General features: G+C 44.9%; 26 protein-coding genes, 1 riboswitch and 1 other annotated feature. Of the genes, 6 read left to right on the top strand and 20 right to left on the bottom strand.

Annotated elements, in window-relative coordinates:
* Positions 1 to 17 precede the first annotated feature (17 nt).
* The 4 genes from hisB to hisG form a co-directional block, all read right to left on the bottom strand.
* Positions 18 to 1091 carry a bifunctional histidinol-phosphatase/imidazoleglycerol-phosphate dehydratase HisB gene (gene hisB, locus AK965_RS16060; RefSeq protein WP_099080558.1) on the bottom strand — a complete coding sequence of 358 codons (1074 nt, stop codon included), beginning with the start codon at positions 1089 to 1091 and terminating at the stop codon, positions 18 to 20.
* A 67-nt stretch (positions 1092 to 1158) separates the two neighbouring features.
* A complete protein-coding gene (gene hisC, locus AK965_RS16055; protein ID WP_099080557.1) occupies positions 1159 to 2199 on the bottom strand; it encodes a histidinol-phosphate transaminase in 1041 nt (346 codons plus the stop codon).
* A gap of 12 nt (positions 2200 to 2211) precedes the next feature.
* Positions 2212 to 3522 carry a histidinol dehydrogenase gene (gene hisD / locus AK965_RS16050; RefSeq protein WP_099080556.1) on the bottom strand — a complete coding sequence of 437 codons (1311 nt, stop codon included), beginning with the start codon at positions 3520 to 3522 and terminating at the stop codon, positions 2212 to 2214.
* A gap of 5 nt (positions 3523 to 3527) precedes the next feature.
* On the bottom strand, positions 3528 to 4424 hold the full coding sequence (gene hisG / locus AK965_RS16045) for an ATP phosphoribosyltransferase (RefSeq protein ID WP_099080555.1): 897 nt from the start codon (positions 4422 to 4424) through the stop codon (positions 3528 to 3530).
* Between the two features lie 51 nt (positions 4425 to 4475).
* Positions 4476 to 4614 (bottom strand) — a sequence feature (His leader region).
* Between the two features lie 360 nt (positions 4615 to 4974).
* On the opposite strand from hisG, the gene AK965_RS16040 reads away from it, so the two are divergent.
* Entirely contained in the window at positions 4975 to 5928 is a 954-nt protein-coding gene (locus AK965_RS16040; RefSeq protein ID WP_099080554.1) for a sigma-54-dependent Fis family transcriptional regulator, read from the top strand.
* 197 nt (positions 5929 to 6125) lie between these two features.
* On the opposite strand, the gene tet(35) is transcribed toward AK965_RS16040, so the two are convergent.
* Complete coding sequence (gene tet(35) / locus AK965_RS16035; protein WP_099080553.1) at positions 6126 to 7727, bottom strand: tetracycline efflux Na+/H+ antiporter family transporter Tet(35); 1602 nt, start codon at positions 7725 to 7727, stop codon at positions 6126 to 6128.
* Between the two features lie 109 nt (positions 7728 to 7836).
* A riboswitch (Lysine riboswitch) is annotated at positions 7837 to 8017 on the bottom strand.
* Between the two features lie 594 nt (positions 8018 to 8611).
* Between tet(35) and AK965_RS16025 the strand changes: the two genes are divergently transcribed.
* On the top strand, positions 8612 to 9019 hold the full coding sequence (locus tag AK965_RS16025; protein WP_099080551.1) for an H-NS family nucleoid-associated regulatory protein: 408 nt from the start codon (positions 8612 to 8614) through the stop codon (positions 9017 to 9019).
* Positions 9020 to 9170: 151 nt separating this feature from the next.
* Here the strand turns inward: AK965_RS16025 and AK965_RS16020 are convergent, their stop codons facing one another.
* Together AK965_RS16020 and AK965_RS16015 are read right to left on the bottom strand one after the other, a co-directional pair.
* Positions 9171 to 10475 (bottom strand): inosine/guanosine kinase, encoded by a 1305-nt coding sequence (locus AK965_RS16020; RefSeq protein ID WP_099080550.1) that lies wholly within the window; start codon positions 10473 to 10475, stop codon positions 9171 to 9173.
* A gap of 117 nt (positions 10476 to 10592) precedes the next feature.
* Complete coding sequence (locus AK965_RS16015; RefSeq protein WP_099080549.1) at positions 10593 to 10862, bottom strand: hypothetical protein; 270 nt, start codon at positions 10860 to 10862, stop codon at positions 10593 to 10595.
* Between the two features lie 188 nt (positions 10863 to 11050).
* Here AK965_RS16015 and mnmA point away from each other — a divergent pair, with 188 nt between their 5' ends.
* From mnmA to purB, 3 genes are all read left to right on the top strand, one after another.
* Positions 11051 to 12175, top strand: coding sequence for a tRNA 2-thiouridine(34) synthase MnmA (gene mnmA / locus AK965_RS16010; protein WP_099080548.1), 1125 nt, complete (start codon positions 11051 to 11053; stop codon positions 12173 to 12175).
* A gap of 10 nt (positions 12176 to 12185) precedes the next feature.
* On the top strand, positions 12186 to 12803 hold the full coding sequence (gene hflD, locus AK965_RS16005) for a high frequency lysogenization protein HflD (protein WP_099080547.1): 618 nt from the start codon (positions 12186 to 12188) through the stop codon (positions 12801 to 12803).
* 154 nt (positions 12804 to 12957) lie between these two features.
* Positions 12958 to 14328, top strand: a complete 1371-nt coding sequence (gene purB / locus AK965_RS16000; RefSeq protein ID WP_099080546.1) for an adenylosuccinate lyase — start codon at positions 12958 to 12960, stop codon at positions 14326 to 14328.
* Between the two features lie 247 nt (positions 14329 to 14575).
* On the opposite strand, the gene AK965_RS15995 is transcribed toward purB, so the two are convergent.
* From AK965_RS15995 to htpX, 9 genes are all read right to left on the bottom strand, one after another.
* Complete coding sequence (locus AK965_RS15995) at positions 14576 to 15094, bottom strand: DUF3833 domain-containing protein (RefSeq protein ID WP_099080592.1); 519 nt, start codon at positions 15092 to 15094, stop codon at positions 14576 to 14578.
* A gap of 17 nt (positions 15095 to 15111) precedes the next feature.
* Positions 15112 to 15705, bottom strand: coding sequence for a chalcone isomerase family protein (locus tag AK965_RS15990; protein ID WP_172438175.1), 594 nt, complete (start codon positions 15703 to 15705; stop codon positions 15112 to 15114).
* On the bottom strand, positions 15662 to 16177 hold the full coding sequence (locus tag AK965_RS15985) for a DUF2878 domain-containing protein (RefSeq protein WP_099080545.1): 516 nt from the start codon (positions 16175 to 16177) through the stop codon (positions 15662 to 15664). Before AK965_RS15985 ends, AK965_RS15990 begins: the two co-directional genes overlap by 44 nt.
* A gap of 6 nt (positions 16178 to 16183) precedes the next feature.
* Positions 16184 to 17440: a cyclopropane-fatty-acyl-phospholipid synthase family protein gene (locus tag AK965_RS15980; RefSeq protein ID WP_099080544.1), complete on the bottom strand. Its 1257-nt coding sequence runs from the start codon at positions 17438 to 17440 to the stop codon at positions 16184 to 16186.
* Entirely contained in the window at positions 17434 to 18252 is an 819-nt protein-coding gene (locus tag AK965_RS15975) for a DUF1365 domain-containing protein (protein ID WP_172438174.1), read from the bottom strand. Before AK965_RS15975 ends, AK965_RS15980 begins: the two co-directional genes overlap by 7 nt.
* A 1-nt stretch (position 18253) precedes the next feature.
* Complete coding sequence (locus tag AK965_RS15970) at positions 18254 to 19564, bottom strand: NAD(P)/FAD-dependent oxidoreductase (RefSeq protein ID WP_099080542.1); 1311 nt, start codon at positions 19562 to 19564, stop codon at positions 18254 to 18256.
* 12 nt (positions 19565 to 19576) lie between these two features.
* Entirely contained in the window at positions 19577 to 20302 is a 726-nt protein-coding gene (locus AK965_RS15965) for an SDR family oxidoreductase (protein WP_099080541.1), read from the bottom strand.
* Entirely contained in the window at positions 20299 to 20718 is a 420-nt protein-coding gene (locus AK965_RS15960) for a nuclear transport factor 2 family protein (RefSeq protein WP_099080540.1), read from the bottom strand. Before AK965_RS15960 ends, AK965_RS15965 begins: the two co-directional genes overlap by 4 nt.
* 152 nt (positions 20719 to 20870) lie before the next feature.
* The gene (gene htpX / locus AK965_RS15955) at positions 20871 to 21740 is read right to left on the bottom strand and encodes a protease HtpX (protein ID WP_099080539.1); all 870 of its coding nucleotides are present in this window, start codon (positions 21738 to 21740) and stop codon (positions 20871 to 20873) included.
* Positions 21741 to 22045: 305 nt separating this feature from the next.
* Here htpX and AK965_RS15950 point away from each other — a divergent pair, with 305 nt between their 5' ends.
* Positions 22046 to 22213, top strand: coding sequence for a hypothetical protein (locus AK965_RS15950; protein ID WP_099080538.1), 168 nt, complete (start codon positions 22046 to 22048; stop codon positions 22211 to 22213).
* A 96-nt stretch (positions 22214 to 22309) separates the two neighbouring features.
* Here the strand turns inward: AK965_RS15950 and bioD are convergent, their stop codons facing one another.
* Genes bioD through bioB form a run of 4 tightly spaced genes read right to left on the bottom strand, consistent with a single transcriptional unit; the run spans position 22310 to position 25986 of the window.
* Positions 22310 to 22993 carry a dethiobiotin synthase gene (bioD, locus tag AK965_RS15945; protein WP_172438173.1) on the bottom strand — a complete coding sequence of 228 codons (684 nt, stop codon included), beginning with the start codon at positions 22991 to 22993 and terminating at the stop codon, positions 22310 to 22312.
* Positions 22990 to 23796: a malonyl-ACP O-methyltransferase BioC gene (gene bioC / locus AK965_RS15940; RefSeq protein WP_099080536.1), complete on the bottom strand. Its 807-nt coding sequence runs from the start codon at positions 23794 to 23796 to the stop codon at positions 22990 to 22992. The genes bioD and bioC overlap by 4 nt, the downstream gene beginning before the upstream one ends.
* Entirely contained in the window at positions 23796 to 24947 is a 1152-nt protein-coding gene (gene bioF / locus AK965_RS15935; protein WP_099080535.1) for an 8-amino-7-oxononanoate synthase, read from the bottom strand. The genes bioC and bioF overlap by 1 nt, the downstream gene beginning before the upstream one ends.
* Entirely contained in the window at positions 24934 to 25986 is a 1053-nt protein-coding gene (bioB, locus tag AK965_RS15930; protein WP_099080534.1) for a biotin synthase BioB, read from the bottom strand. The genes bioF and bioB overlap by 14 nt, the downstream gene beginning before the upstream one ends.
* Between the last annotated feature and the right edge of the window lie 35 nt (positions 25987 to 26021).

The raw sequence follows: 26021 nt of genomic DNA, 5'->3' as shown, positions 1-26021 counted from the left end.
CCTTGCTAACGTTAGCCTTACAGCACGCCTTTGCTGCTTGGTAGCTCGCTACCTTCTACTTTGATCGCTTGACGTAGAGTTCGGCCAAACGCTTTAAATAGGCTCTCAATGATGTGATGATCATTATCGCCAGCCGAAGAAAGGTGCAGAGTACACGCTAGGGTGTCAGTCAAAGAGCGGAAGAAGTGCACAACCATCTCTGTTGATAGACCACCGACCTGCTCACGACTAAACTGTGCATCGAACTTGAGATAAGGGCGACCAGACAGGTCTAGTGCACATTGTGCCAAACACTCATCCATCGGCAGGCTAAAGCCAAAGCGGCCAATACCGCGCTTGTCACCCAGAGCCTCTTTCAACGCTTGACCCAGCGCAAGAGCGGTATCTTCTACCGTGTGGTGATCATCAATGTGTAGGTCACCTTCCACTTTGCACACCATTTGGAATCCGCCGTGCGTGGCAATTTGATCCAGCATGTGGTCGAAGAAGCCAAGGCCGGTAGAGATATCGTTTCCACCTTGCTGATCAAGATTAACCGCAACTTTGATGTCCGTTTCTTTCGTGGTACGAATCACTTCAGCAACGCGCGCTTTAACCGTCAGATCTTTAAGGATCTGCTTCCAGCCCATGGTTTCTGGGTTGTATTGAATACCGCGAATCGCCATATTTTCTGCAAGTTGAAGATCGGTTTGTCGATCGCCAATCACGACTGAGTTTTGGAAATCAACTTTGCCACCTTGAAGGTACTCTTTCACCATACCCAATTTAGGTTTACGGCAAGCGCAGTTCTCTTCTTCAAAGTGAGGGCAAATCAGAATGTCATCAAACTTCACACCTTGAGATTCGAAGATCTCCATCATCATAGTGTGTGGCGCATCAAAGTCTTCTTGTGGGTAGCTATCTGTCCCCAAACCATCTTGGTTCGTTACCATCACTAGACGGTAACCCGCAGCTTGCAACGACAACAGGCTCGGGATAACAAATGGCTCTAGTTTTAGTTTGTCTAGGCGGTCGACTTGAAAATCAATCGGCGGCTCAACAATCAAGGTGCCGTCACGGTCGATAAATAGGATTTTTTGTTGTTTGCTCACTCGAACTTCCTTATTACTATTCTTTTGCGCCTCACTGTTTAGCGAGAGCGATTCATTCTGTCGCTACTTATGAGTAGTAGTTTCTAATAAATCCGAGTGTTTTTTCGCACTCGTCACGGTTACCTACGCTGATACGCACACAGTTTTCGATGGGCGAATTACGCAAGATAATTCCGGTGTCCCAAGCGGCTTTGAAAAGATCATCGCCATTTGGGAATTTCACCAATAGGTAGTTACCCCAGCCTTCAAACACTTCCAAATCTGGAAACATCGATAAACCAACATGCAAGTAAGCACGGTTTGCGTTGAGGTCAAGAACTTGGAATTTCGTTCGGGCTAAGCCCGCTTCTGACAATGCTTGAATCGCAATTTCAGCTACGGGAACTGGTACCGGGTATGGCGCGATAACTTTAAGAAGTACATTGATCAACTCTTCGTTCGCAAGCGTAAATCCACAACGTAAGCCAGCAAGCGCAAACGCTTTCGACAGAGTACGCAGAATCGCTAAGTTCGGGTATTGCGCGAGCAAATCCACCGTTGACGCTTCTGGGCAAAAATCGATGTACGCTTCGTCCATCACCACGATTGCACGATCTTTTGTCATCTCAAGCAGAGACACAATATCTTCACGTTTCACGAGGTTACCCGTTGGGTTGTTTGGCGAACAGACGAAAACCAGTTTGACCTTATCTAGGTTGGCTTCAATACCGACTAGATCCAGTTGCCAATCTGACGTTAGCGGTACGGTTTTACGCTCTACACCAATGGTTTCAGCACTAATTGCATACATGCCGTAAGTCGGTGGGCAGTATAAAATCGCATCTTCCCCTGGCTCACAGAATGCACGAACTAAGAGTTCAATGCCCTCATCCGCACCACGAGAAGTTAGCGTCTGCTCTGGTTTCACACCCGCATACGCTGCGTAAGCGGAAATCAATTCTTTAGGTTGGCATTCGCAGTAACGATTAAGACGAGCAAAATCTGTTTTGTACTCATTGTTGAAAGGTGATTCGTTCGCATTGAGCCATACGTCACCCGTTCCACCAATTCGGCGAGCCGATAAATAAGGCGTTAGCTGTTGGACTTGTTTACGCGCTAGTTTTTCCATCTTATTGTCCTCTTACTTACTTGCCTTATTTACTACGCGGATTAATTTTTCAGTACGGATAGTCACCGCACGCTTGTGCGCATCAAGACCTTCCGCCTCAGCCATGGTTACCACCGTTGGCGCAAGGTTCTTTAGACCATCAGCAGACAGTTCTTGAACCGTCATACGTTTAGAGAAATCCGCCAAACCTAAGCTTGAGTAGGTACGCGTGTAACCATAAGTAGGAAGCACGTGGTTAGTACCTGACGCGTAATCACCTGCTGATTCAGGAGACCAATCGCCTAGGAAGATTGAACCTGCGTTATCTAATAGAGGTAGAAGCTCGCGAGGGGTCTTGGTCTGAACAATCAAGTGCTCAGGGCCGTAGTAATTTGAGATTGCAACAGCTTGAGTCAGAGACTCCGCAATGATGATTAGGCTGGAAGCCAGCGCCTGCTGTGCGATATCGGCACGAGAGAGTGCTTTAAGTTGGCGTTGAACCGCATCCGTCACTTGATCTGCAATCACTGGTGAAGGCGTCACAAGTACCACTTGGGAATCAGGACCGTGCTCCGCTTGGCTCAGCAGATCCGCGGCAATGAAGTCTGGGTCGGCCGTTTCATCCGCAATCACAAGCACTTCTGATGGACCTGCAGGCATATCAATCGCTGCGCCGCGGAAATCATTACTCACCTGACGTTTTGCTTCTGTCACGTAGGCGTTACCCGGACCAAAGATCTTATCAACTTTCGATACCGTCTCTGTGCCGTAAGCCATCGCCGCCACCGCTTGACCGCCACCGACGTTATACACTTCATCGATGCCACACAGTTTCGCTACATAAAGGATCTCGTCGGCAATTGGTGGTGGAGAGCAAAGCACCACTTTTCGACAACCTGCTATGTTTGCAGGAACACCCAGCATCAAAACCGTCGATGGTAATGGTGCGCTACCGCCAGGAATGTACAAACCCACTTTTTGAATTGGGCGCGTGACCTGCTCACAAAGTACACCTGGTTGAGTTTCTACTTTGATAGGCTGTGGCTTCTGTGCTTTGTGAAACTTCGAGATATTTTCATAGGCTTGCTCAAGCGCATTCTTCATTTTTTCAGGAAGACGCGCTGAAGCTTTATCAATGTCTTGAGCCGATAAACGAATAGACTCCGGCTTAACGCGGTCAAACTTCTCAGTCAACTCTACTAATGCAGCATCACCTTCATTACGAACTTTCGCGATGATTTCAGAAACTGCGGCAGTAATATTTGCGCCCTCTGTAATTGCTGGACGCTCCAGAATCGAATCCTGCTGTGTTTCGCTCAGCGATTGCCATACAACTGTTCTCATCACGATTACTCCATCATTTTTTCAATTGGTAGTACTAGGATTGAGCTCGCACCCAATTCTTTGAGCTGTTCCATCGTTTCCCAGAACAAGTTTTCAGTACTGACCAAGTGAACCGCCACTTTTTGCTTGTCTGCAGAGAGTGGTAAAACAGTCGGGTCTTCGGCTCCTGGTAACAGTGTCTTAATTTGGTCTAATTTATCAGCAGGAGCGTGTAGCATGATGTACTTCGACTCCTTCGCTTGCTGTACGCCTTGCATACGAGTCAGTAATTTTTCGATCAGTGCCACTTTATCTGCATCGAATTCGCCAGTACGTTGAATCAGTGTCGCTTTTGATTTGAAGATAATTTCAGCTTCTTTTAAACCGTTTGCTTCAAGCGTTGCACCGGTCGACACTAAATCTGCAATCGCGTCTGCTAGGCCAGCGCGAGGAGCAACTTCCACAGAACCGGTCAACATACATGTTGAGAACGATACACCAACTTCATCCATGTAAGCTTTTAGCAATTGTGGGTAAGTCGTTGCGATACGTTTCCCTGCTAAATCTTGCGGGCCGTTGTATTCTTCATCTTTGTCGATAGCGATAGACAAACGGCAGCCACCAAAATCAAGACGACGAAGTTGCACAAACTCGCTAGGCTCGCCTAATGCTTTACGGTCCAGACGAACTTCTTCAAGTTCATTTTCACCAATGAAGCCTAGGTCAACCACACCATCCATAATTAAACCAGGGATGTCATCATCGCGTACCAAAAGCAAATCAATTGGCATATTTTCTGAATGAACGACCAATCGCTCACCCATGACATTGAATTTAACACCACATTTTTTCAATAGAGCTTGGCTCTCTTTACTAAGGCGGCCTTTTTTCTGAATGGCAATTCTTAAGCGTTGTGTTTGCATTGCTTTATCCCTGTGCAAATTCGATATTTAAAATATTTTATAAATCAGCAAACTAAAAAACCCTCGGGAGAGTTGGGTCTCCCGAGGGTTTGAAATCTGTATGTACTTTGATTTTAACCTCCGGGAGTTTCCTGCCTCCCGGGTATGCGTGCATCTCCCGAAAGACTAGGCTGGGTGATGATGGTGATGAATATTCATTGCAAAATTACGCATACTTATTTAAGGCTCGATTGAGTTGCTTCGTTAATGACCACACTAACTAAGCTTGTTAATTTTTTCAATACTGAATTCAAACTTTTCTCAAATAATTTGCTAAACCACTAATTTTACGACCATTGGAGCGACATATTAACCCAGACTCTAAACAACTGAGCGCATTTGCAACGAGAGCATGTTAAAAAAAAACAAATCCATTAATTGATTCTAGAACAACCGGTTAGCGCCCAAGCGTATGTTAACTTGATAAATTCTCAAATATGATACAGCTACTCACTTTTGAGACAACCATTTCGCAACTACGCTTTGATTAGAACCAAAAAAGTGGCTAATCATGAAACTACATAAGAGTCGAACCAAAATAATTACGCAAAACATTGATGCCAATCCATTCACCTTGATTGGAAATAGTGCCTGTATCAACGAGCTAAGTAATATATTAAGGAAGTATGCGCAGTGTGATGCAGAGGTTCTTATCCAAGGTGAGACCGGTGTGGGTAAAGGGCTGTGCGCGAGAATCATCCACCAACTATCAAGTCGACGCTCATCACCTTTTGTGGAGGTAAACTGTGGGGCGATACCCAGCGGTCTTATCGCCTCGGAGCTATTTGGGCACGAGAAAGGGGCATTTACAGGTGCCATATCAGAACATGTTGGGTATATTCAAATGGCGCACAAGGGAACGCTATTTTTAGATGAGATTGGAGACATGCCTCCTCAACTTCAAATTCATCTTCTGCACTTTCTTGAGAATAAACTGATCCACAAAGTGGGAGCTGATAAGAATATCCATGTGGATTGCCGAGTGATAGTCGCGAGTCACGTAGACCTGAAAAATGAGGTGGTTCAAGGCCAATTTCGAGAAGACCTATTTTATAGGCTCAATATTTTACCGCTAACAATTCCACCGTTAAGAGAACGCGGCAACGACATTCTGATCTTAGCCGAGTATTTTTTGAAAGACCTATCAAAAGGACAGATCAACAACATGTCCAATGAAGTTAAAGCAAAACTACAAAAACACCGATGGCCTGGTAACGTACGCGAACTCCGTAACGTAATTCAAAGGGCAATCGTGATGTGCGAAGATAATACTCTCCTAGTCACAGACTTAGGACTAGACAGTTGCGAGCGGCAATTACTCCCCTCTGTAGAGCAAGTCGACCTCGAATATTTGCTCCATGTAATAGAGGAAAACAAACACAATATAAGTGCAGCTGCGCGGGATTTAGGGATATCCCGAACAACCTTGTATCGCTTAATCAAAAAATACAATCTCAACGTCTGATCCTTTTAAATCGAGTCTGATTGCTACTGTAATACCCATTCGTCCCGTTCGGATATTATGCATACCGACACGTTTAATGCGATACAAAAGGTGCTTTCAATGGGCTGCACGTATCACTTTCAACCTATCTTGATATTGCATAAAAAAACTCCGCCAATTGAGCGGAGTTTTTATTTTAGTTCGCTATATCAAACAATCTAAGCATTCTGACATGATGTCATTTTTGACTTAGACAGCCAGGATAAAATCACACAAACGATAACGAACGTGATCGATGCTGCAATGAAAGAAATTACGGTAGAAGCCGTCATACCAAGCGTAATAAAGCCTACACAGGCAACAAGAGCAACTGACAGAGCATAAGGTAACTGTGTCGCCACGTGATCAATGTGATTACAACGTGCACCTGTAGAAGACAGAATGGTCGTATCAGAAATTGGCGAACAATGGTCACCAAATACCGCACCAGCGAGTACCGAACTCAACATAGGTAGCATAAGTGCGATGTCAGTCGCGCCCGCCATGTCACCTGCGATAGGCAGCATGATGCCAAAGGTACCCCACGACGTACCTGTAGAGAAAGCCATTAGGCCTGACAGCAAGAACAAGATAACCGGTAGCCAATGAGGATCAATATTACCCTGTGCCATCGTTGACAAGTAAGATCCGGTATTCATATCGCTGATAACCAAGCCGATCGTCCAAGCGAAGATAAGGATGAGAATCGCGCCGAACATTGACTTAGCACCAATCCAAAGCGTACGAGTAATCTCAACCATTGGTAAGCCTTGTTTCAATACAGTAAATAGAGCGACTGCAAGACCAAGTAAACTACCGTAAATAAGAGACATACCTACATCAGTGTTCTCAAACGCACCTAACAGCGCAAATTGTTTTCCATCTGCTGCCAGCGCTTGACCACCGGTGTAAAGCATTGAAGCGATCGTCGCCACAATAAGCGTCACGATAGGAAGTACTAGGTCAGATACCTTACCTCTTTCACTTTCGTGAATATCTAGCTCTTCATTAAGATCGTGCGCTTCTTGAATATCGTTCTCTTTATCTTTATCAAAACCACGACCTTGAGACGCTGCAATTTCATGCTCACGCATTTTGCCGATATCTAGACCAAACCACGCCACTGCAAATACCATGAGCAGTGCAAATACAGCGTAAAAGTTCATTGGGATAAGACGAACGTACGCACCAAGTGCTGAGTACTCCGTTACGCCGTGCGATACTAAAATACCACCGATGATCGTGATGATATAAGCCCCCCAACTTGAAGCTGGCATGATCACACACATAGGTGCAGCCGTTGAGTCTAGGATGTACGCGAGTTTAGCGCGTGAAACATAGAAGCGGTCTGTAACTGGACGAGAGATCGCACCAACAGCGAGACTGTTAAAGTAATCGTCGACAAAAATGAATACGCCTAGAAAGGCAGCAAGAAGTTTAGAGCCACGTTTACTTTTTACTCGAGTTTGCGCCCATTCAGCGAAAGCGCGAGTACCACCAGACAGGGTCAACAACGCCGTTGTCATACCTAACAAGATTAGGAAGCCAACAATACTCATATTCCAAGTATTGATACCACCGTCTTCAATAAAAACAGAAGAAACTTGGGCACTGACGTAGCCAGCGGTAGAGCCGATAGACCAGTCGTTAAGTAGAACCGCACCAAGTACGATACCTACACCGAGAGAAACTAAAACGCGTCGAGTCAAAATTGCCAGCGTCAGTGCAACAACAGGCGGTAATAACGAAACGGGAGAATGTGCAAAATCTATTAAATTCATGATCTTCAAAAACCAAAGTTTGGCTAGAGATCTACTGCAGACAAGACACGTTGTATATGACACGTGCTCATGTTGAACTTAGCGACAGGGAAGCGAACACTTCACCCAACCCTACAGTAGCGCTCCATAGTTTAATGTAAATATACTATGGCAGTGTTGTTCCTTTCAGATACAACCCCAGCAAGCAGTTTTGATAGGCTACTTACTTCGGCAATCTTCGCCTTCCACTATTATTCATTGGCATCACCCCAATAATAGCTACTCTTCGAGACTGCACCTCTACGGCAATAACAGACAGTTAACCATCAATTACACAAATCGACAACAAATTATCTGCAATATTGCATCAGGTAACGTCCATTGTACTCATGAAGCCCTCCAATGCAACACATCAAACTAAATTTAGTGGATAAAAAGTTGTCGTAACCGTTTATAAATCAGGAACCAACAAAGGATCAATGTGCACTGCAAGCACTTCAAGGATGATAATTATGAAACTTGACTACTAACTTTCGTCTGAGTTGCTATGAAGTTAAGCCAAAAATAAAAAACCGATACCATCTAATTAGTTGCCTCCTCACCATCAAAAATATTAATGGCAATTTCAATTCAAGCGACAAATAGAGTATCTACAAACCTAAAAGCTTATCGTATCTATAACAAAAAATCGGACTTCAACCTGTATTAAGATAAGCTTTAGTCTATTTAATTTCTCATCTATAATGAAACGATTAAAAATTTCATCAAAATAATAAATTAATATTTGCACATATTGAAAAGATAAAGTTAAATATAAGAACTCTATGCTATATTTCCAGTTTGACATTTAATTTATCATTTTGATAACGAATGTCGAACCTCTCAACCTATTAATAGGAATCGTTATGTCAGAGCTGACTAAAACACTTCTAAATATCCGTAGCCTTCGTGCATTTTCTCGTGAGCTGACTCTAGAACAATTGGAAGAAGCTCTAGATAAACTCACTATCGTTGTCCAAGAGCGTCAAGAAGCTGAAGAAGCTGACCGCGCAGCACAAGCTGAGCAAGAAGCAAAAATGGCAGCTATCGCAGAGCAAATCGCGAAAGACGGTATCGATGTTGAAGCACTTATTAGTGCACTAGCGGGTGAGACTAAAACTAAGATGAAAGCTAAGCGTGCTCCACGCCCAGCTAAGTACAAATACACCGATACTAACGGTGAAGAGAAAACTTGGACAGGCCAAGGCCGTACGCCTTCTGCAATTCAAGAGCTACTTGATGCCGGCAAATCTCTAGACGACTTCTTAATCTAACTCAACCTTATTTAGGGCGGGTCAAGTGAATGTTTAAAGGCTTCAAATGGAAGCCTTTTTGTTTGCTTATCACTATAAGCAGATAAAAAAATGGCGCATTCAACATGCGCCATTTTTTTTGATATATGAAGTTCTCACTCTAGGAATCGAATTAACGCTCCCAGTATGCTTCTTCTAAACTATCTTCACGCTCAGGCAAACCACGAGATAGACGTGGGGAATGCTGTACTAACACTTCATAACTTGCACGATTCGCGTATTTACATACTTGAGAGAATGAAGAATAGGTTAAATACTCATTACTGTGCTTGCTTGAGTTAGGCACATTTTCTTTATGATACTTATTTGCAGCCATATCATGCAAAACTGCGGACAGTGCCGCATCACCTGCACCATTGGTATTCTTAATTTTCTCTGGACCACCCATGTAAGGCGAAATGTGTGAATAAACTTTAATTGCATTCTCACACGATTCTTTCTTCGCTGGTCGACTAAATTCGTAACGATTGAACTCTGCGATAGAACCTGGAAGAAGTGGCAGTGAAGTTTCGCGCTTTGCACTATCTTCGGTGTAGCCTGCCATGAACAAGCCAACAGGGCCAGCGGTACAAAGTACCATGTCAGCCCAATCTAACGTCTTGTCAGATGCCGCTAGAGGATCAGACTCACCCGTTAGCGCTTCAGCTTCGTCTTCATTCATCGCGACAACAGAAACATGGTCACGAATAAATGCTTGCCAAAAAATCGGATCATCTTGAATTACAAACTTAGTTCCAAGCGTTAACACCACTGGTACATCGTATTTCTTCGCGTATTCAATCGCACGCATGGTTGCTTCCGGCATTGGATCGCCTTCTTTACAACGAACGAGATACGCCGTCAGGACAAGCGCTGATGCACTTTTGAAGATTTTCTCTGGGATGTTATCTGGATGAAGTTGGTTCATTTGACCTTCGCTGATTGCGAAAGTACGTTCACCGTCTTCAGTAATCAGAGCAAAACAACGACCGATTGCCCCTTGTACCCCTTGTAGATAGTTCAGATCCATACGGCTAGAGGTGTTACATAAGTAACGGTAACCATAGCTGCCGATCTTAATGTCCTGGCTCATTACGCCTAGAAGAGTCGAACGGTCATCCGCAAGCACAGAGTAATTATGTAGTGTGTTGCCAATTGTGCCACCCGCATACTCATTAGTAATGAGGTTCTCTTCTTTTAGCTGTTGGTATAGCGCTTCCGCGGTTGCGTCATCAATAACCAACGAGTGTCCTTTACTCAAACCGTACTTTTCAATCACATCCGTTGTAACTTTAGCTTCAATATCAACCAGAGTCTGATCAATACCGATGATGTGGGTGCGCGTCATCTTCTTGCTTTCTTGTGCTTGGCTCACCAATGGATCACGAGCATGAACAGGAAAATAGTGCTTCGATTTGCGTTGTCCAGGAAATTTCATATTGTTAGTCTGAGTAAGGGGATGAAAAGGAGAACGGATTCTATACCGCTAACAATAAAGCAGCAATAAAAGCAATTATAGCAAACGTTTGCCGCCTATTTTTTTCTTTCTTGAGCGCTATTCGCCTTCCATGAAACTCAGGTCAGGAAGCTGATTAAGATGCTCTGTGTAGCGCTTTAGATTAAATTCACCGTCGTTTTTCATCACATCAAAAACTTCAATCGACATCGCACACGCCATCATCGCTATCGCGTCCTCCCGGGGCGTACCTGTCATCATTAAGCGCATTAGGGTTTCTTTTACTTTTATTGGGTTACCATCTTCTAGTTGATTTTCGATGATTTCAATCAACTCGCCTTCTTGCATAAACTGGTTTTCTTCGGTCATTTAACTTTTCCTCTTGGATTTTTGGCAACTATGCCATATATAGCACTTCTATACTCGTGAAATTGCGAATTGGTGATGCTGTAGCAGAAAAATGCAGCAAAACGAAGTGTGATTTCGATCTCGGATCTGTCACCGGTCTGTGGATTCTGTTAGAATCTGCGTCCCGTTTATTTAAGTGGTGTTTAGTAATGTCTGATAACAGCCAAAAGAAAGTCATCGTCGGAATGTCCGGCGGCGTTGATTCATCTGTTTCTGCGTATCTTCTGAAGCAACAAGGCTACCAAGTGGAAGGCCTGTTCATGAAGAACTGGGAAGAAGATGACAACGAAGAATATTGCACAGCAGCAGAAGATCTTGCCGATGCTCAAGCAGTATGTGACAAGCTGGGCATCCATCTACACACCATCAACTTTGCTGCAGAATACTGGGACAATGTATTTGAGTACTTCCTTGCTGAATACAAAGCGGGCCGTACACCAAACCCAGATATTCTTTGTAACAAAGAAATTAAATTTAAAGCATTCCTGGAGTTCGCTGATGAAGTTCTGGATGCCGACTACATCGCAATGGGTCACTACGTACGTCGTTCTTTCCCTGAGAACGGTGAAAAGCCTCAGATGCTACGTGGTCTAGACGGCAACAAAGACCAGAGCTACTTCCTGTACACACTAAGTCACGAGCAAGTTGCACGTAGCCTATTCCCTGTCGGTGATTTGGAAAAACCAGAAGTACGACGCATCGCAGAAGAGCAAGACCTGATCACAGCGAAAAAGAAAGACTCAACGGGCATTTGTTTCATCGGTGAGCGTAAGTTCACAGAGTTCCTTGGCAAATACCTTCCAGCGCAACCTGGTAATATTGAAACACCAGAAGGTGAAGTGATCGGTCAGCACCAAGGTTTGATGTACCACACGCTTGGTCAGCGTAAAGGGCTTCACATTGGTGGCCGTAAAGGCGGCGGTGGCAATGAAGACCCATGGTTCGTTGGCGAGAAGGATTTGAAACGTAACGTTTTGATTGCGGTACAAGGTAAAGATCACCCAATGCTGAAGTCAGAAGGTCTACTTGCATCACAACTTCACTGGGTAGATCGTGAGCCAATTCGCGATGTTATGAAGTGCACAGTGAAAACACGTTACCGTCAGGAAGATATTCCTTGTACAATCATCCCTATCGATGATGAGAACATTAAAGTGATCTTTGACGAGCCACAAGTTGCTGTCACTCCAGGTCAATCAGCTGTGTTCTACAAAGATGACGTGTGCCTAGGTGGCGGCATCATCGAGCAACGCATTAAATATTCTCAAGCTTAGGAGTCGCTACGTGGCGAATACACTTTATGACCGTACTATTGCTTTCGCTGGCATCTGCCAAGCAGTTGCATTGGTTCAACAAGTTGCGCGAGACGGACATTGTGATCAAGATGCCTTTGAAACGTCAATCAATGCCATATTAAATACGAGCCCGGCAAACACTGTCGGTGTATTCGGTCGTGAAGCCAACCTCAAACTAGGGCTCGAATGCTTGGTAAAAGGAATTGATAGCACGCCATCGGGAAGTGAAGTCACTCGCTATATTATCAGTCTCATGGCATTAGAGCGTAAGTTAACAGGTCGCAACGACGCCATGTCACAACTTGGCGACCGCATCCAGATGGCTCAGCGTCAAACGGAGCATTTTGACTTACTCGACGACCAGATGATCAGCAACCTAGCAAGCATTTACTTGGATGTGGTGAGCCCTATCGGCCCTCGCATTCAAGTAACTGGTACTCCATCCGTGCTGCAGCAAACCTCTAATCAGCACAAAGTCCGTGCGTTGTTGTTATCAGGTATTCGCAGTGCCGTACTTTGGCGCCAAGTGGGTGGCAAACGTCGCCACTTAATTTTCGGCCGCAAAAAGATGGTCGAGCAGGCTCAGATACTTCTTGCTCGAATGTAAGATGGTTCCGAATAAGCAGCAGCTCGCGATAATCGCGAGCTCATTTTTTGACTAAAACAAATCTCGCGCAAACGATTGCGCAATATTCGTGACAATTGCCATAGTGTTTGGTATAAAGCTCACGAAATTTAGAAACCCAATTCAGGAGAACATCATGGAACTGTCAGCATTGACTGCTGTTTCACCAGTAGACGGCCGTTACGGAAGCAAGACCATTGCGTTACGCGAAATTTTCAGTGAATACGGTTTATTGAAGTACCGTACTATCGTTGAGATCCGCTGGCTTCAAAAGCTTGCTGCTACTGCTGAAATTGCAGAAGTGCCAGCGTTTAGCGCAGAAGCAAATCAATTCCTAGACGACCTTGCTGCAAACTTCTCTGAAGAAGACGCGCTACGCATCAAAGAGATCGAGCGTACAACAAACCACGATGTTAAAGCGGTTGAGTACTTCTTAAAAGAAAAAGTCGCTGACGTTCCTGAGCTTCACGCAGTAAACGAGTTCTTCCACTTTGCATGTACTTCTGAAGACATCAACAACACTTCACACGCTCTTATGCTGAAAGAAGCGCGTGAGACCGTGATTCTTCCAGAAATTCGCAACTTAATCGACGCGATTAAAGCACTTGCTGTTGAATACCGCGACATCCCTCTTCTATCTCGTACACACGGTCAGCCAGCGTCCCCATCAACAATGGGTAAAGAAATGGCCAATGTGGCGTACCGTATGGAGCGTCAATTCAAGCAAATAGAAAACGTTGAGATCCTAGCGAAAATCAACGGCGCAGTCGGTAACTATAACGCACACCTGTCTGCTTACCCAGAGCTAGATTGGCACAAATTCAGCGAAGATTTCATCACTGAGTCTTTGGGCGTTACTTGGAACCCTTACACAACTCAGATCGAGCCGCACGATTACATCGCTGAACTGTTCGACGCTGTTGCACGTTTCAATACTATCCTGATTGATTTCGACCGTGACGTTTGGGGTTACATTGCTCTAGGCCACTTTAAGCAAAAAACCATTGCGGGTGAGATTGGCTCTTCAACAATGCCACACAAAGTTAACCCAATCGATTTTGAAAACTCTGAAGGTAACCTAGGCCTTGCGAACGCTGTGTTCGGCCACCTAGCCCAGAAACTGCCTATCTCTCGTTGGCAGCGTGACCTAACCGACTCAACGGTTCTACGTAACCTCGGCGTTGGTGTTGGCTACGCTATCATCGCTTACACGTCTACACTTAAAGGCATCAGCAAGCTTGAAGTTAACCGCGAAGCACTTCTTGCTGAACTAGACAAGAACTGGGAAGTACTCGCTGAGCCAGTACAAACGGTTATGCGTCGTTACGGCATCGAGAAGCCTTACGAGAAGCTAAAAGAGCTAACTCGTGGTAAGCGTGTAGACGGCGAAGCAATGCGTAACTTCATCGACAGTCTTGAGCTTCCTGAGCACGAGAAAGCACGTCTGAAAGAGATGACGCCAGCGAACTACATCGGTCAAGCAATCGAGCTGACAGATAAGCTGTAAGAGAATCGTGTATCGGATAATTTTGAGGGTTGACGTGAGAGCGTCAACCCTTTCTTTTTTTGAGCTGGAAGCGGGAACGGGCTTCGCCCTATGGAATGTTTCGCTACGAGATAAGGGATAAGGGTCGACTATATCCTTCTAGGATGGCAAGTCCTGTCGACACATTCTAAATTCAACTTCCCTTCACTAAACTTCTAGCGCCCCCATTTCGATCCCTAAAGCGAAGCGTGGACGATTCCCGACTCTTTTATTGCCTCTGAAAGAAAAGCGTAATCGTCCCTACCTCGACACCAAACTTCTTAATCTTGGTGAGGTTAAACACGTGCATGTCATCTTGGCGGTAAAGCCAGTCATCGAACGATACTGTGATGGTTGAATCATCCATCTTTAGCTCGAAATCGTATTGCCATTGCAACACATTACCCATCTCTTTACCCGTAGCAACGCCAATAATGTCATCCGCTTTGCCTTGATAAGTACCGTCTTCGAGTTGAGTAATTACCCATGTACGCTGGTCGTGCTCTCCATCATCAAAGACAAAGTCTTCCACCAGCGTTAGTTCATTGCCTTCAACCGTCCCAACGATGTCGACTTCAAATCGACGAGTTTGTTTCTCGGTGTAGTCCTGCACCATCCCCCATGCCTTGACGTCACCTTCGAAATAACCAAACAGGTCAAAGGCTGGCGATGCAGCTTGATAGTTATCAATGTCAGCAGAGCATGCGCTAAGTAGCGTAACCGCAGCAATCACTGGAGCTCTGAGCATACGTTTTAATAATTTCACTATCTTACCTGCCCTATCAGTTGTTTACGAAGTTTAGGAAACTCTGTTTTCGGTGATAACCAAATGGAAAGAAACGCATCATTAAGTCGCTCATCCTTCACATATCCGACGATTTGATAAGGCTCGCTCCCCGCTTTTCGATAGATAAGTTGTCCATTTTTACCATCAGTAAGGTAGGTGAGCTCATCCCCCTTCTTAATGTTGGGGAACATAATGTTCAGCTCAGAAATCCACTGTTGGCGGTAAGACTCCGTAAAGCCTAGCTTTTGCCACTGCTCATCAGTCACATCGAGCAGTTGCTCTTTACTAATATCACGCTGATAGTTAATCTCTAGAGCAAAGGGATGGGGGGAAACGTCACTAGACACCAAGTACTGTCCATCGGGCGCTTTAAGGCGAGACTTGTAGATATCAAAAACAAACCAAGTGAGTTGAGCTTCGCCGACCGTTTGCCATTGTTGCCAGTTGCTTGTGGTCATTGTCTCACTTGAACCCACCACATTTTGAGCTTGCAAAGGCACCGCACAGAACAAGGACGCGGCCATTACATTACTGGTCAGCTTTTGTTTCCAATTTTTTTTCAAGCTTTTCATTTCCGTACACCTTGAGTATCAAAAGCATCATTGCACACCATTCGACGAACAAGATCGTGAGGGTGACACCAACGCTAAATCCAAATTCAACGGCTTGGAGTTTGTAGCCAGCAAAGTAGCTCGCTGTTCCTCCGATACCGCCTACTATTGATACGTAGGTTTTTGGGAAACGGTACAAGATTGACTTGAGTTGGTAGGCATACCAAGAAAATAAAACCCACAAGCAAACAAGCCATATCGGCAACCAAGTGGTTGGGAATATAAAGACGGAAAATTGCTGATTGAGGGTATCTAGCACCAAACCAATGGATACAATGAAAGTGATATTTTTGAGCGCAGAAGGATCCACTCTCCAGCAATATACAAGGGTAAGTAACGTGAGAACTAAGGTCAGCCACTGCCATTGATAGGTTCCAAGCACAGCTGCGAACCAGCAGAGTTGGAACCATGTCGATGCAAGAAACACTCTCATAACGAGCTACGGACGCTGAAACGTCATGTGTACGGCACTGATCGTGCGAGCTAAGAAGCCACCCTCACAGTAGCTCAAGTAGTAACGCCACATGCGCACAAAGCGATCATCGTAACCGAACGAGCGCACCTCACTCTCAGCTTGATTAAAACGATGATGCCACTCATTAAGCGTTTTAGCGTAATCAAGCCCGATATCAAACAGATCTCGCGTGACCAAGTCACTGTACTTCGTCGTTGCTTGAGTCAGCGATGTAACTGAAGGTAAGAAACCTCCCGGGAAAATATACTTCTGAATAAAGTCGACATTGTTGCTGTAATACTCGTAACGCTGATCCGCAATGGTAATCGCTTGAATCGCCATCAAACCACCGGACTTCAACAAAGACTCACACACCTTAATGTACGAAGGCAGGAATTGTTTGCCCACCGCTTCTATCATCTCAATAGAAACCAGCTTGTCATAGGTTCCCGTTAAATTGCGATAGTCCTCTTTAAGCAAAGTGACTTTATCTTCTAAGCCACGCTCTCTGATCTTCTGTTCAGCGTAAGCGTGCTGCTCTTCTGATATCGTGGTCGTAGTAACATGACAACCGTACTGCTCGGCCATATAAATTGCCATAGCACCCCAGCCGGTGCCAATCTCGATAACGTGATCGCTAGGTTTGAGTTCGAGTTGCTGACACAGACGATCCATTTTGTTAACTTGTGCCTGTTCTAAAGAATCATTCTCTTGGTTATACAGCGCTGATGAATACAACATGTTGGTATCAAGAAATGCTTCATAAAGATTATTTCCTAAATCATAATGGGCATGGATATTCTTACGCGAATTCTCTTGAGAGTTACGATTTCCCCAGTGACTGAACTTATACAATAGCCTCGTCAGCCAACTGCCCTGCTCTTCAAGTTTGTCTAACGCACGTAGATTCAGCGCCATTAACTTCATAAGTGCTGTCAAATCTGGGCTATCCCACCAGCCATCCATGTAAGCTTCACCTGCTGCGATGCTGCCGCCTTGCAAAATACGTGAATAAAAGCCTGGATGCTTCACCTCAATCGTCGCAACGACTGGCTTACCTTTATCATCAACATTTGAAGTGGCAAATCGCTCACTGCGCTCAGTGGTTTCTGTCTTGAAGCTTTCAATTACGGTTAAGCAGCCGATTTCCATTTTCTGTAGACACTGAAAAAGAACTCCACGCGCCGCTTTCTGGGTCGTCGACAATTCACGAGGCATTGCCATTGAAGTAGTGTTTAACATGCTGAGTTCTCCTTGTGTTTATTATTTTTTTTGTGTTCACTCACGTGCTCAGGTTCGTTTTTTTTAGGTTGAGCGTATTTAGGGTGTGAGTAAAACGGCGCACCTTTAATCCAAAGCTTTAGAGCGTGCCAATAAATACCAACCATGACTTTTACCGTTTGGCTCGGTGTGACGATCAAGCATTTAAGTAAGCTTTTGCTGGAAAGCGGCTTGGCTTTCATTGCCATCGTCGCATCGAAATGCTTTTCACCTTTGTGACACTCCAGATGAATATTAAGTTTGTCGGTCAAGGGCTTGATCTTCCAATGGTAGCGCTGGTCAATTGGATTAAATGGCGACACATGAAAAGCTTTATCTTGTTTCCAACCATACTGTTCGTCATTTTCATCCGCCGCGACTGCGTAATAATGGCATTCATTCCAAGGTGTATTACTCACCTCGGCTAATAGATATTGCCATTCGCCTTGCTCATCATAAACGTAGTAGAAATTCACCGGGCTGAAATAGAGCCCGAAATAACGCAAGTGGCAAACGGCCACAACTTTGCCAGAGCAACGGATGCCAGTCAGTTCTTCTACCTTGTTTTGTACCGCTGCTTTAATACTACCTTCACCAATGTAATCACTACGCTTGAAACGCGCCCAGTGCCACCAACGGGAACCAAAACCCCAAACCTTTTTTTCTAAGTCTTCCAGCTCATCAACATCAATCGCTGGCATAAATAGAGAATAGTTCAGCTCATGGTTGACAGGTACAAATCGGCGATGACGAACATTGCCAATAAACAGCCTACTGTTCATCTCGCTATCCATATCACGCCGCACCTTTCTCAAATGGAATCATGTTTTGATCACGATATTTTGCTTCTATACTCTCTACCGCATCAATTGCACTACGCACGCCGTCTTCATGAAATCCGTTGTACCAATAAGCGCCACAAAACCAAGTGTTCTTAACGCCTTGCACTTCGTTTTTTCGTTGTTGGGCCGCAATCGACTCTGTAGTAAACACTGGATGATGGTAAGTGAATGCCCGCAAAACCTTGTTTGGATCTATCTGTTCAGTGCTATTCAAGGTGACACAAAAAGTATGCTCAGATTTAACGTGTTGCAGAATATTCATGTTATAGGTCAAAGAAGGTAATCGCTGCTGGTCGTCCTCACTACCATCTAGCAAATAGTTCCATGACGCCCATGCAGCCCGATGTTTTGGCAACAAATTAGTGTCGGTATGTAAAACCACTTCGTTCGCTTGGTACGTCATATCCCCCAAAATGTCTTGTTCTGCTGAAGAAATGTCATCAAGTATTCGCATTGCTTGGTCACTGTGACAAGCGAAGATAACATCATCAAACCAATGCATTTCACCATGAACCTGAACACCGACGCCGTTTTCACTGCGAACGACTTTATCAACAGGGCTATTCAGATGAATGCTATCGGCAAAACCCGCTGTTAATGGTGTTATGTAAGATCGTGAACCACCTTTGATCACATACCACTGTGGGCGGTTAGTGATATCTAACAAACCGTGGTTTAGGAAGAAACGTAAGAAGAACATGAGCGGAAACGCTCGCATATCGGCCAACGTTGAAGACCAAATTGCTGCGCCCATCGGCAGAATGTAGTTATCGGTAAAGAACGCACTAAAGTTGTGCTCGTCAAGAAACTCTCCAAGTGTTTGTAAATTTGTTGATTGCTCGTACGCGAAGCTTTTCGCCAATTTGTTGAAGCGGAGGATCTCGAATATAAAGCGATAGAATTTGGGGTTCAGCCAGTTACGCTTTTGCGCAAATAAAGTTGATAGAGTGTGACCGTTATATTCCAGACCATTACCATTATTTCTGACGCTGAAGCTCATTTGGGTTGGAATACCTTCAACACCGAGTTCGTTCATCATCTTGATGAAGTTTGGATAAGTGCGGTCGTTATAAACGATAAAACCCGTATCAATGGCGTAATCTCTATCATCCAGGCTGACATCGACGGTCGCGGTATGTCCACCGATGTAATCGGTGCATTCAAACAACGTAACGTCATGCTCTTTGTGCAAGTAATAGCCGCAAGTGAGACCAGAGATCCCAGTCCCAATGATGGCGATTTTCTTTCTTCCTACAGTGTTCATGCCTCTTCCTTCTTATGATACGAGTTTTGCTGTGAGCCTAGCTTGCCAGCTATAGGGAAACAACGAGATAAAGCGCAAAATGCCGGTGAATCTCGCTGGAAAATAAATATGACTTTTGCCCGCATCCAGTTGTTTTCGGATAGCGTCAGACGCCCGATTAACCGAAACGATCATAGGCATATCAAACGTATTTTTATCAGTAAGAGGGGTCTCGACGAAGCCGGGAAACACAGTGACAACTTTGATACCTTTCGGCTTCAAATCAACGGCTAGAGTACGCGCGAAATAACTGACAGCCGCTTTTGATGCACCATAGGCTTCTGCTCTTGGTAATGCGACTTCAGAGGCAATGGAGCCCACCATAACGACACGGTGCCCTCGTTCGAACTGCGACTGGCACGCCTCAACACAGTTGGCAACACCTACGACATTAACGCTCATGATACGCGCCATGAGTTTCGCATCTACGACACCGTCGTTCATATACTCACAATCACCTGCGTTGAATATCCAAGTATCTGGAGTAAACGGCAGTGAGCGAAAAGCTAGTTGAGTTTGTTCATAGTCCGTCACATCGAACTTCAGAGTAGCAATGTTTTGAGATGTAGCTTCGAGCTCTGATAGAACTGATTGATTTCTACCGCAAGCAATGACCTGCCACCCAGTCTGGGCATAATCGATAGCAAGTTGCTTGCCAATGCCTGATGTGGCTCCAGTAATCAGTACTGTTCTCGTCATTGCCCCAACCTCTGTTTAATAGTTTTAATCACCGCTCCAAGTAACGGTAAATTTTCATACAACATCTCACCCAAGTCGAAATAATCTCGGTGGTAAATAACCCGCCCTTCACAGAATTTAAGGTGTGAGACGCCATTCACCGAAATAGGCGCACCTTTTTGAAGTTTTGGGTGTTGTAAGTCCATCGTCCATGTGAGGAAACCCGTTTCCCCGACTTGTTGGTGGTCGTGAACAACAAAATCACAACGAATGACATTGGAATACAAAGATTGGAAGTAATCAGATAACGCAGGCCAACCTTCTAATCGATGAGCGGCGTCTTCAAAAACCACGTCCTGGTGGTAAACCCCTTCAAGCAAATACAAATTTGCTTTGCTCAATTTCTGATAAATGTTGCCAACTGACTGAATATCCATTTCATGACTCCCTTTCATCTCAACAGCTGTACAAAATATAATATGTACAAGGTGGTTGATTAACGCAAAGTTGTACGCTGTTAAATGTCTTGTCGATCAAAAGACAAAAAAAAAGCTTGGTTAAAAACCAAGCCTTTTCAGAAGATTAATAATTAGTACTGTTGGCTGCGTAACGCTGTGATACGTTTATCAAGCGGTGGGTGGCTCATTAGTAATTCAGTAAGAGATTGCTTACCATTAATACCAAACGCCATCATAGAGCCATCTAGCTTCGACTCTTGACTCATTTTCAAACGCTCTAGAGCCGCGATCATTTTCTCTTTACCAACGAGGCTCGCTGCGCCTGCATCTGCGTGAAATTCACGATGACGGCTGTACCACATGGTAATAAAGCTCGCCAAGAAGCCGAATACCAACTCAAGCACCATAGACACACCAAAGTACACCATCATGTTTGTACCTTGACCTTCTTCATCATCATTTGATGCAACAATGTTTGCGATAAAGCGAGATAAAAAGATCACGAAGGTGTTCACAACACCTTGCATCAGAGTCATGGTTACCATATCACCATTCGCAATATGGCTGACCTCATGCGCCAGTACCGCTTCTGCTTCATCACGAGTCATGTTATGTAGAAGACCGGTAGACACTGCAACTAAAGAATCATCACGTTTTGCGCCCGTTGCGAATGCGTTAATGTCTGGCGAATCGTAGATTGCAACAGTTGGCATACCAATACCCGCTTGCTGTGACTGACGGCCAACCGTTTCCAGTAACCAATGCTCCGTCTCATTTCGTGGGCTTTCGATAACCATTCCACCGACGGAACGTAGCGCCATGCCCTTAGACATCATCAATGAAATTAGTGCGCCACCAAAACCAAATACAGCGGCCATGATAAGTAGACCAGACAAGCTGCCCGGCTGCATTCCAGTTACAGCGTAAACAATATTCAGAACAACACTAAGTACTAGCACGACCGCTAGGTTAGTTGCTAGGAATAACATAATTCGCTTCATTACTTTTCTCCAAGGAAGCTTATAGTCGTAAAAGCCAAATCCACTGGGTTTGAGCTTCGTTGCGTTATAGATATAGTCTATCCGCGATAAAAACAAGGTTAAGCAATAAATTGCAACATTTGTTTTCTAGAATGAACTAATCTTAAAATTTAATCAGCCTAAAAACAGCGCCTTAACCAAAGTTTAGACTTTAGTCTTATTGTGCGTTAGCTCTATCGTGCTAGATTCAGGATAGATGAACGAAACGGAGCCTGCTTTACTGACATTCACGCAGCTCTACACTTCCATGTCTTGAGGGAAAAATCATGGTAGAAACTAACAACTATCAAATGGCTATTGATTTATTGCGCTGTCATCTGGGTATCTCAGAAGATGAGGCTAAACAACAACTTGGCATTTCAACCGATGTGCAAATGACAAATCGTGTTGCGGAAACTCAACAAGCATTAATGGGCCTTAGCCAAGAAAAATAGCCACGTTTTTAGACACAAAGTTTTACATGAAAAAAGGGCTGCATAGTGCAGCCCTTTTGGTTTAGCTTTCTGATTTGGATGAATCGAGTCTCAAACTTACGCGTTAAGCAAAGGTTCAACGTTGATATACTTACCAAGATCTTGGCGCTTTGCACTTGGAATGTATGGGATTTCACCTAGCTTAGGTGCATCCAAACGGTCTTCAAGCATGTCGATGATTTCAGCGTAGTGTTCCGTGCCTGGGTTTACTCGGTTAGCTACCCAGCCAACTAAGTTGAGGCCATCTGCTTTTATAATTTCAGCCGTCAACAGTGCATGGCTCAGACAGCCAAGCTTAATGCCCACAACAAGTACGACTGGCAGTTGCTCTTGTTGTACCCAGGTAGACAAACTGTCTGTGTCCGAGACAGGAACACGCCAGCCACCTGCCCCCTCAACTAACACAATGTCTGATTGTTCTTTGTGTTGAGCAAGCTTTTCACTGAGCACTTGGTATTCAATCACAACATTTTCATGCTTTGCAGCGATGTGCGGAGACGCTGGCAACTCTAAGGCGTAAGGGTTTACATCTTCGTAAGCAATATCTAACGTGGCTGCTTTTTGCAAATGCAGTGCATCTGAATTGCGTAACCCTTGCTCTGTTTTATCGCTTCCTGATGCCACTGGTTTATAACCAATGGTGTTAAGCTCTTTTGCCGCCAATGCTTGCAGAATCGCTTTTGACGCTACCGTTTTGCCTACATCCGTATCCGTACCAGCAATAAAAAATGCATCAATCATATATGTATGACTCCAAAACAAACCTGATAACTTGCAGGTAGAAGACCGTGATCGTTTTTGAATGCTTGGTACGCACGCTCAACTTGCAATAGAGTGCGACGGCTCGTTAGGCCATGTGAGCGACCGCTAACATGATTTGCACCAATACCTTTGAGATCACGCATGACAGAAAATGCCGAATCGTACCAAACTGTGATAGAGGTCAAGTTTAGTTGATGGCTGTGACAACAAGATTGCGCTAACGCAACTTTTACCTGATTGAGGGTAATAAACTGATTCACGTGTTGATATGTGTCAATTTTTGACCACGATTGGCGCAATTCATCAAGTGAGCCATCAACCAAGGTGGAGAAACACCCTTTCCCGCCCGCTTTTACTACACGACGAATTTCGCTTAATGGGTCGCTCAAGTCTGAACACCACTGCAGCGCCAAACTAGAAAAAACATAATCAAAGCTACTATCATCAAAAGGAAGATGCTCTGCATCCGCCAAAACGTAACTCATGCGTTTATCGCCACACCGCTCATGAGCTTTATGCAACATAGCTTGAGAGATATCCGCACAGACGACTTCTGCACCACGCTGCTGAAGTAATTCGGAAAAATAGCCGGTACCACATCCAAGATCCAAAATACGCTTATTCGCAAGATCAAGTGGCAGCTTCTCCAATAAGCGATGGCCTACATCTCGCTGAAATGCAGCGTGCTTATCGTAGGTACTGGCTGCTTTGCCAAAAGATGAAGCAATCGCATCTTTATCTTGAAAAGCACAATCCAATACGATGTTTTCCGCATACTCCATTACTGTGCTCCTAATGCTTGCTTCAATGCCATTGAAAGCGTTTTAACTTGCTCATTGGTGTGATTGGCAGTGAGCGTAATACGAAGACGAGACGTCCCTTTTGGTACGGTTGGTGGACGAATTGCCGTAACCCAAATGCCGTTTTGACGACAATCGCTTGCTACCCGCAAAGCCAACTCTGAACCACCAAGCACAAACGGCTTTATCGAGGTTTGTGTTTCTACGAAACCAGCGAGATTTTTGAGACTATCTCGATAAACTTCACTTAGCTCTGCGAGTTTTTCACGTCGCCAAGATTGCTCTTGAACGATAGAAACCGCATGCGTTAGTGCATAAGCTTGAGCGGGAGGCATCGCCGTCGAGTAGACATGATGTTTTGCAAACTGTGTGAGGTAATCGCCAGTGGCTTGATCACATAAAATAGCGGCACCAGACATGCCAAATGCCTTACCAAAAGTGATCACCAATAACTCCGGTTTAACTTGGCTAAGCTCACAGGCCCCCCCACCAGATTCACCAAGAACACCGATACCATGGGCATCATCGACCGCTAACCAAGCGTGATTAGCTCGGGTTATCGCCTCAATATCTTTAAGCGGTGAACAGTCACCATCCATACTGAACACCCCTTCCGTCACGACAAGATGATTATCTTCTCTATTGATAAGCGATTTCAGGTGTTCGATATCGTTGTGCTTAAAGCGTTTCATTTTGGCTGAGGATAACGCCCCCGCTTCCATCAAAGAAGCATGGTTCAAACGGTCTTGAATTAATACGTCTGATTTTTCTAGCAGGGTGAACAGCAGCGCTTGGTTGGCACTGAACCCAGAGCCAAATAGGATTGCTCTCTCGTAGCCCAACCACTCAGTCAACGCAGCTTCTAAATTACTGTGCGCCGCACTAAAACCCGTGACCATCGGAGACGCACCACTGCCGCTACCGTATACGCTCAAGCCTTGTTGCCACGCACGAACAAGCGCTTGGTCATTGGCCAAACCCAGATAATCGTTACTTGAGAAGTTGATATAACGCTTACCTTCGTGCTCCAAAATAGATTGGTTACCGGCAAAAACGACGTTCATTGAGCGATTGAGCCCCTGCTCCTTGCGTTGAGTTAGGGCTAATTTGATACGAGACTTAAACACTGGCATCGTAGAAAAGGTCATCTTTCGTCGGACGAGCTGCAACACGCTCTACCACGCGATCAAGCAGTTCATTTTCTTCGATTTCATCCGGTTTCTGCGACACTTCTTGACGATTAATGCCCAGCTTATTAAACAGCATCATATCTTTGTCTTCAGAAGGGTTTGGTGTGGTTAACAATTTGCAACCGTAGAACACCGAGTTTGCCCCTGCCATAAAGCACAGCGCTTGCATCTGCTCGTTCATGTTTTCACGCCCGGCCGATAAACGAACCGCCGATTGAGGCATCATGATTCGCGCAATCGCAATCAAGCGAATAAAATCGAATGGCTCGACATCGTCCACTTCTTCCAGTGGTGTGCCCTTAACCTTGACCAGCATGTTGATTGGCACACTTTCAGGGTGTACTGGTAAGTTAGCCAATTCAACCAACAAACCCGCACGGTCATTGGCGCTTTCACCCATGCCAATGATGCCACCGGAACAGATCTTCATGCCAGCATCACGAACATGAGACAAGGTATCTAAACGGTCTTGGTAAGTACGTGTGGTAATGATATTGCCGTAAAACTCAGGAGAGGTATCAAGGTTATGGTTGTAGTAGTCCAAACCCGCATTCGCCAGTAGCTTTGCTTGCTCAGGTGTCAACATACCCAAAGTCATACACGTTTCTAGCCCCATGCCTTTCACACCTTTGATCATGTCGGTCAAATGAGGCATGTCGCGCTCTTTCGGGTTCTTCCACGCTGCGCCCATGCAGAATCGCGTTGAGCCCGCATTTTTCGCTTTTTGTGCGGCATCAAGTACACGCTCGACTTCCATCAATCGCTCTTTTTCAATGTCCGTAGCATATCTAGCACTTTGAGGACAGTACTTACAATCTTCTGGGCACGCCCCCGTCTTAATTGACAGCAATGTGCTGACCTGAACATGGTTAGTTTGTTGGTATTGACGGTGAACAAGCTGAGCTTCGAAAAGAAGATCCATGAATGGTTTTTCCATGAGGTCGCGCACTTCAGCATGTGTCCAGTTATGACGAACTTCCACGTGTATTCCTTTAATCGCTTTGTTGTTGTGTTGAC

Origin of the sequence: Vibrio sp. PID17_43, from assembly GCF_002608565.1 — a bacterium.
Lineage (GTDB): Bacteria > Pseudomonadota > Gammaproteobacteria > Enterobacterales > Vibrionaceae > Vibrio.
This window is presented reverse-complemented; position numbering and strand designations above follow the sequence as displayed.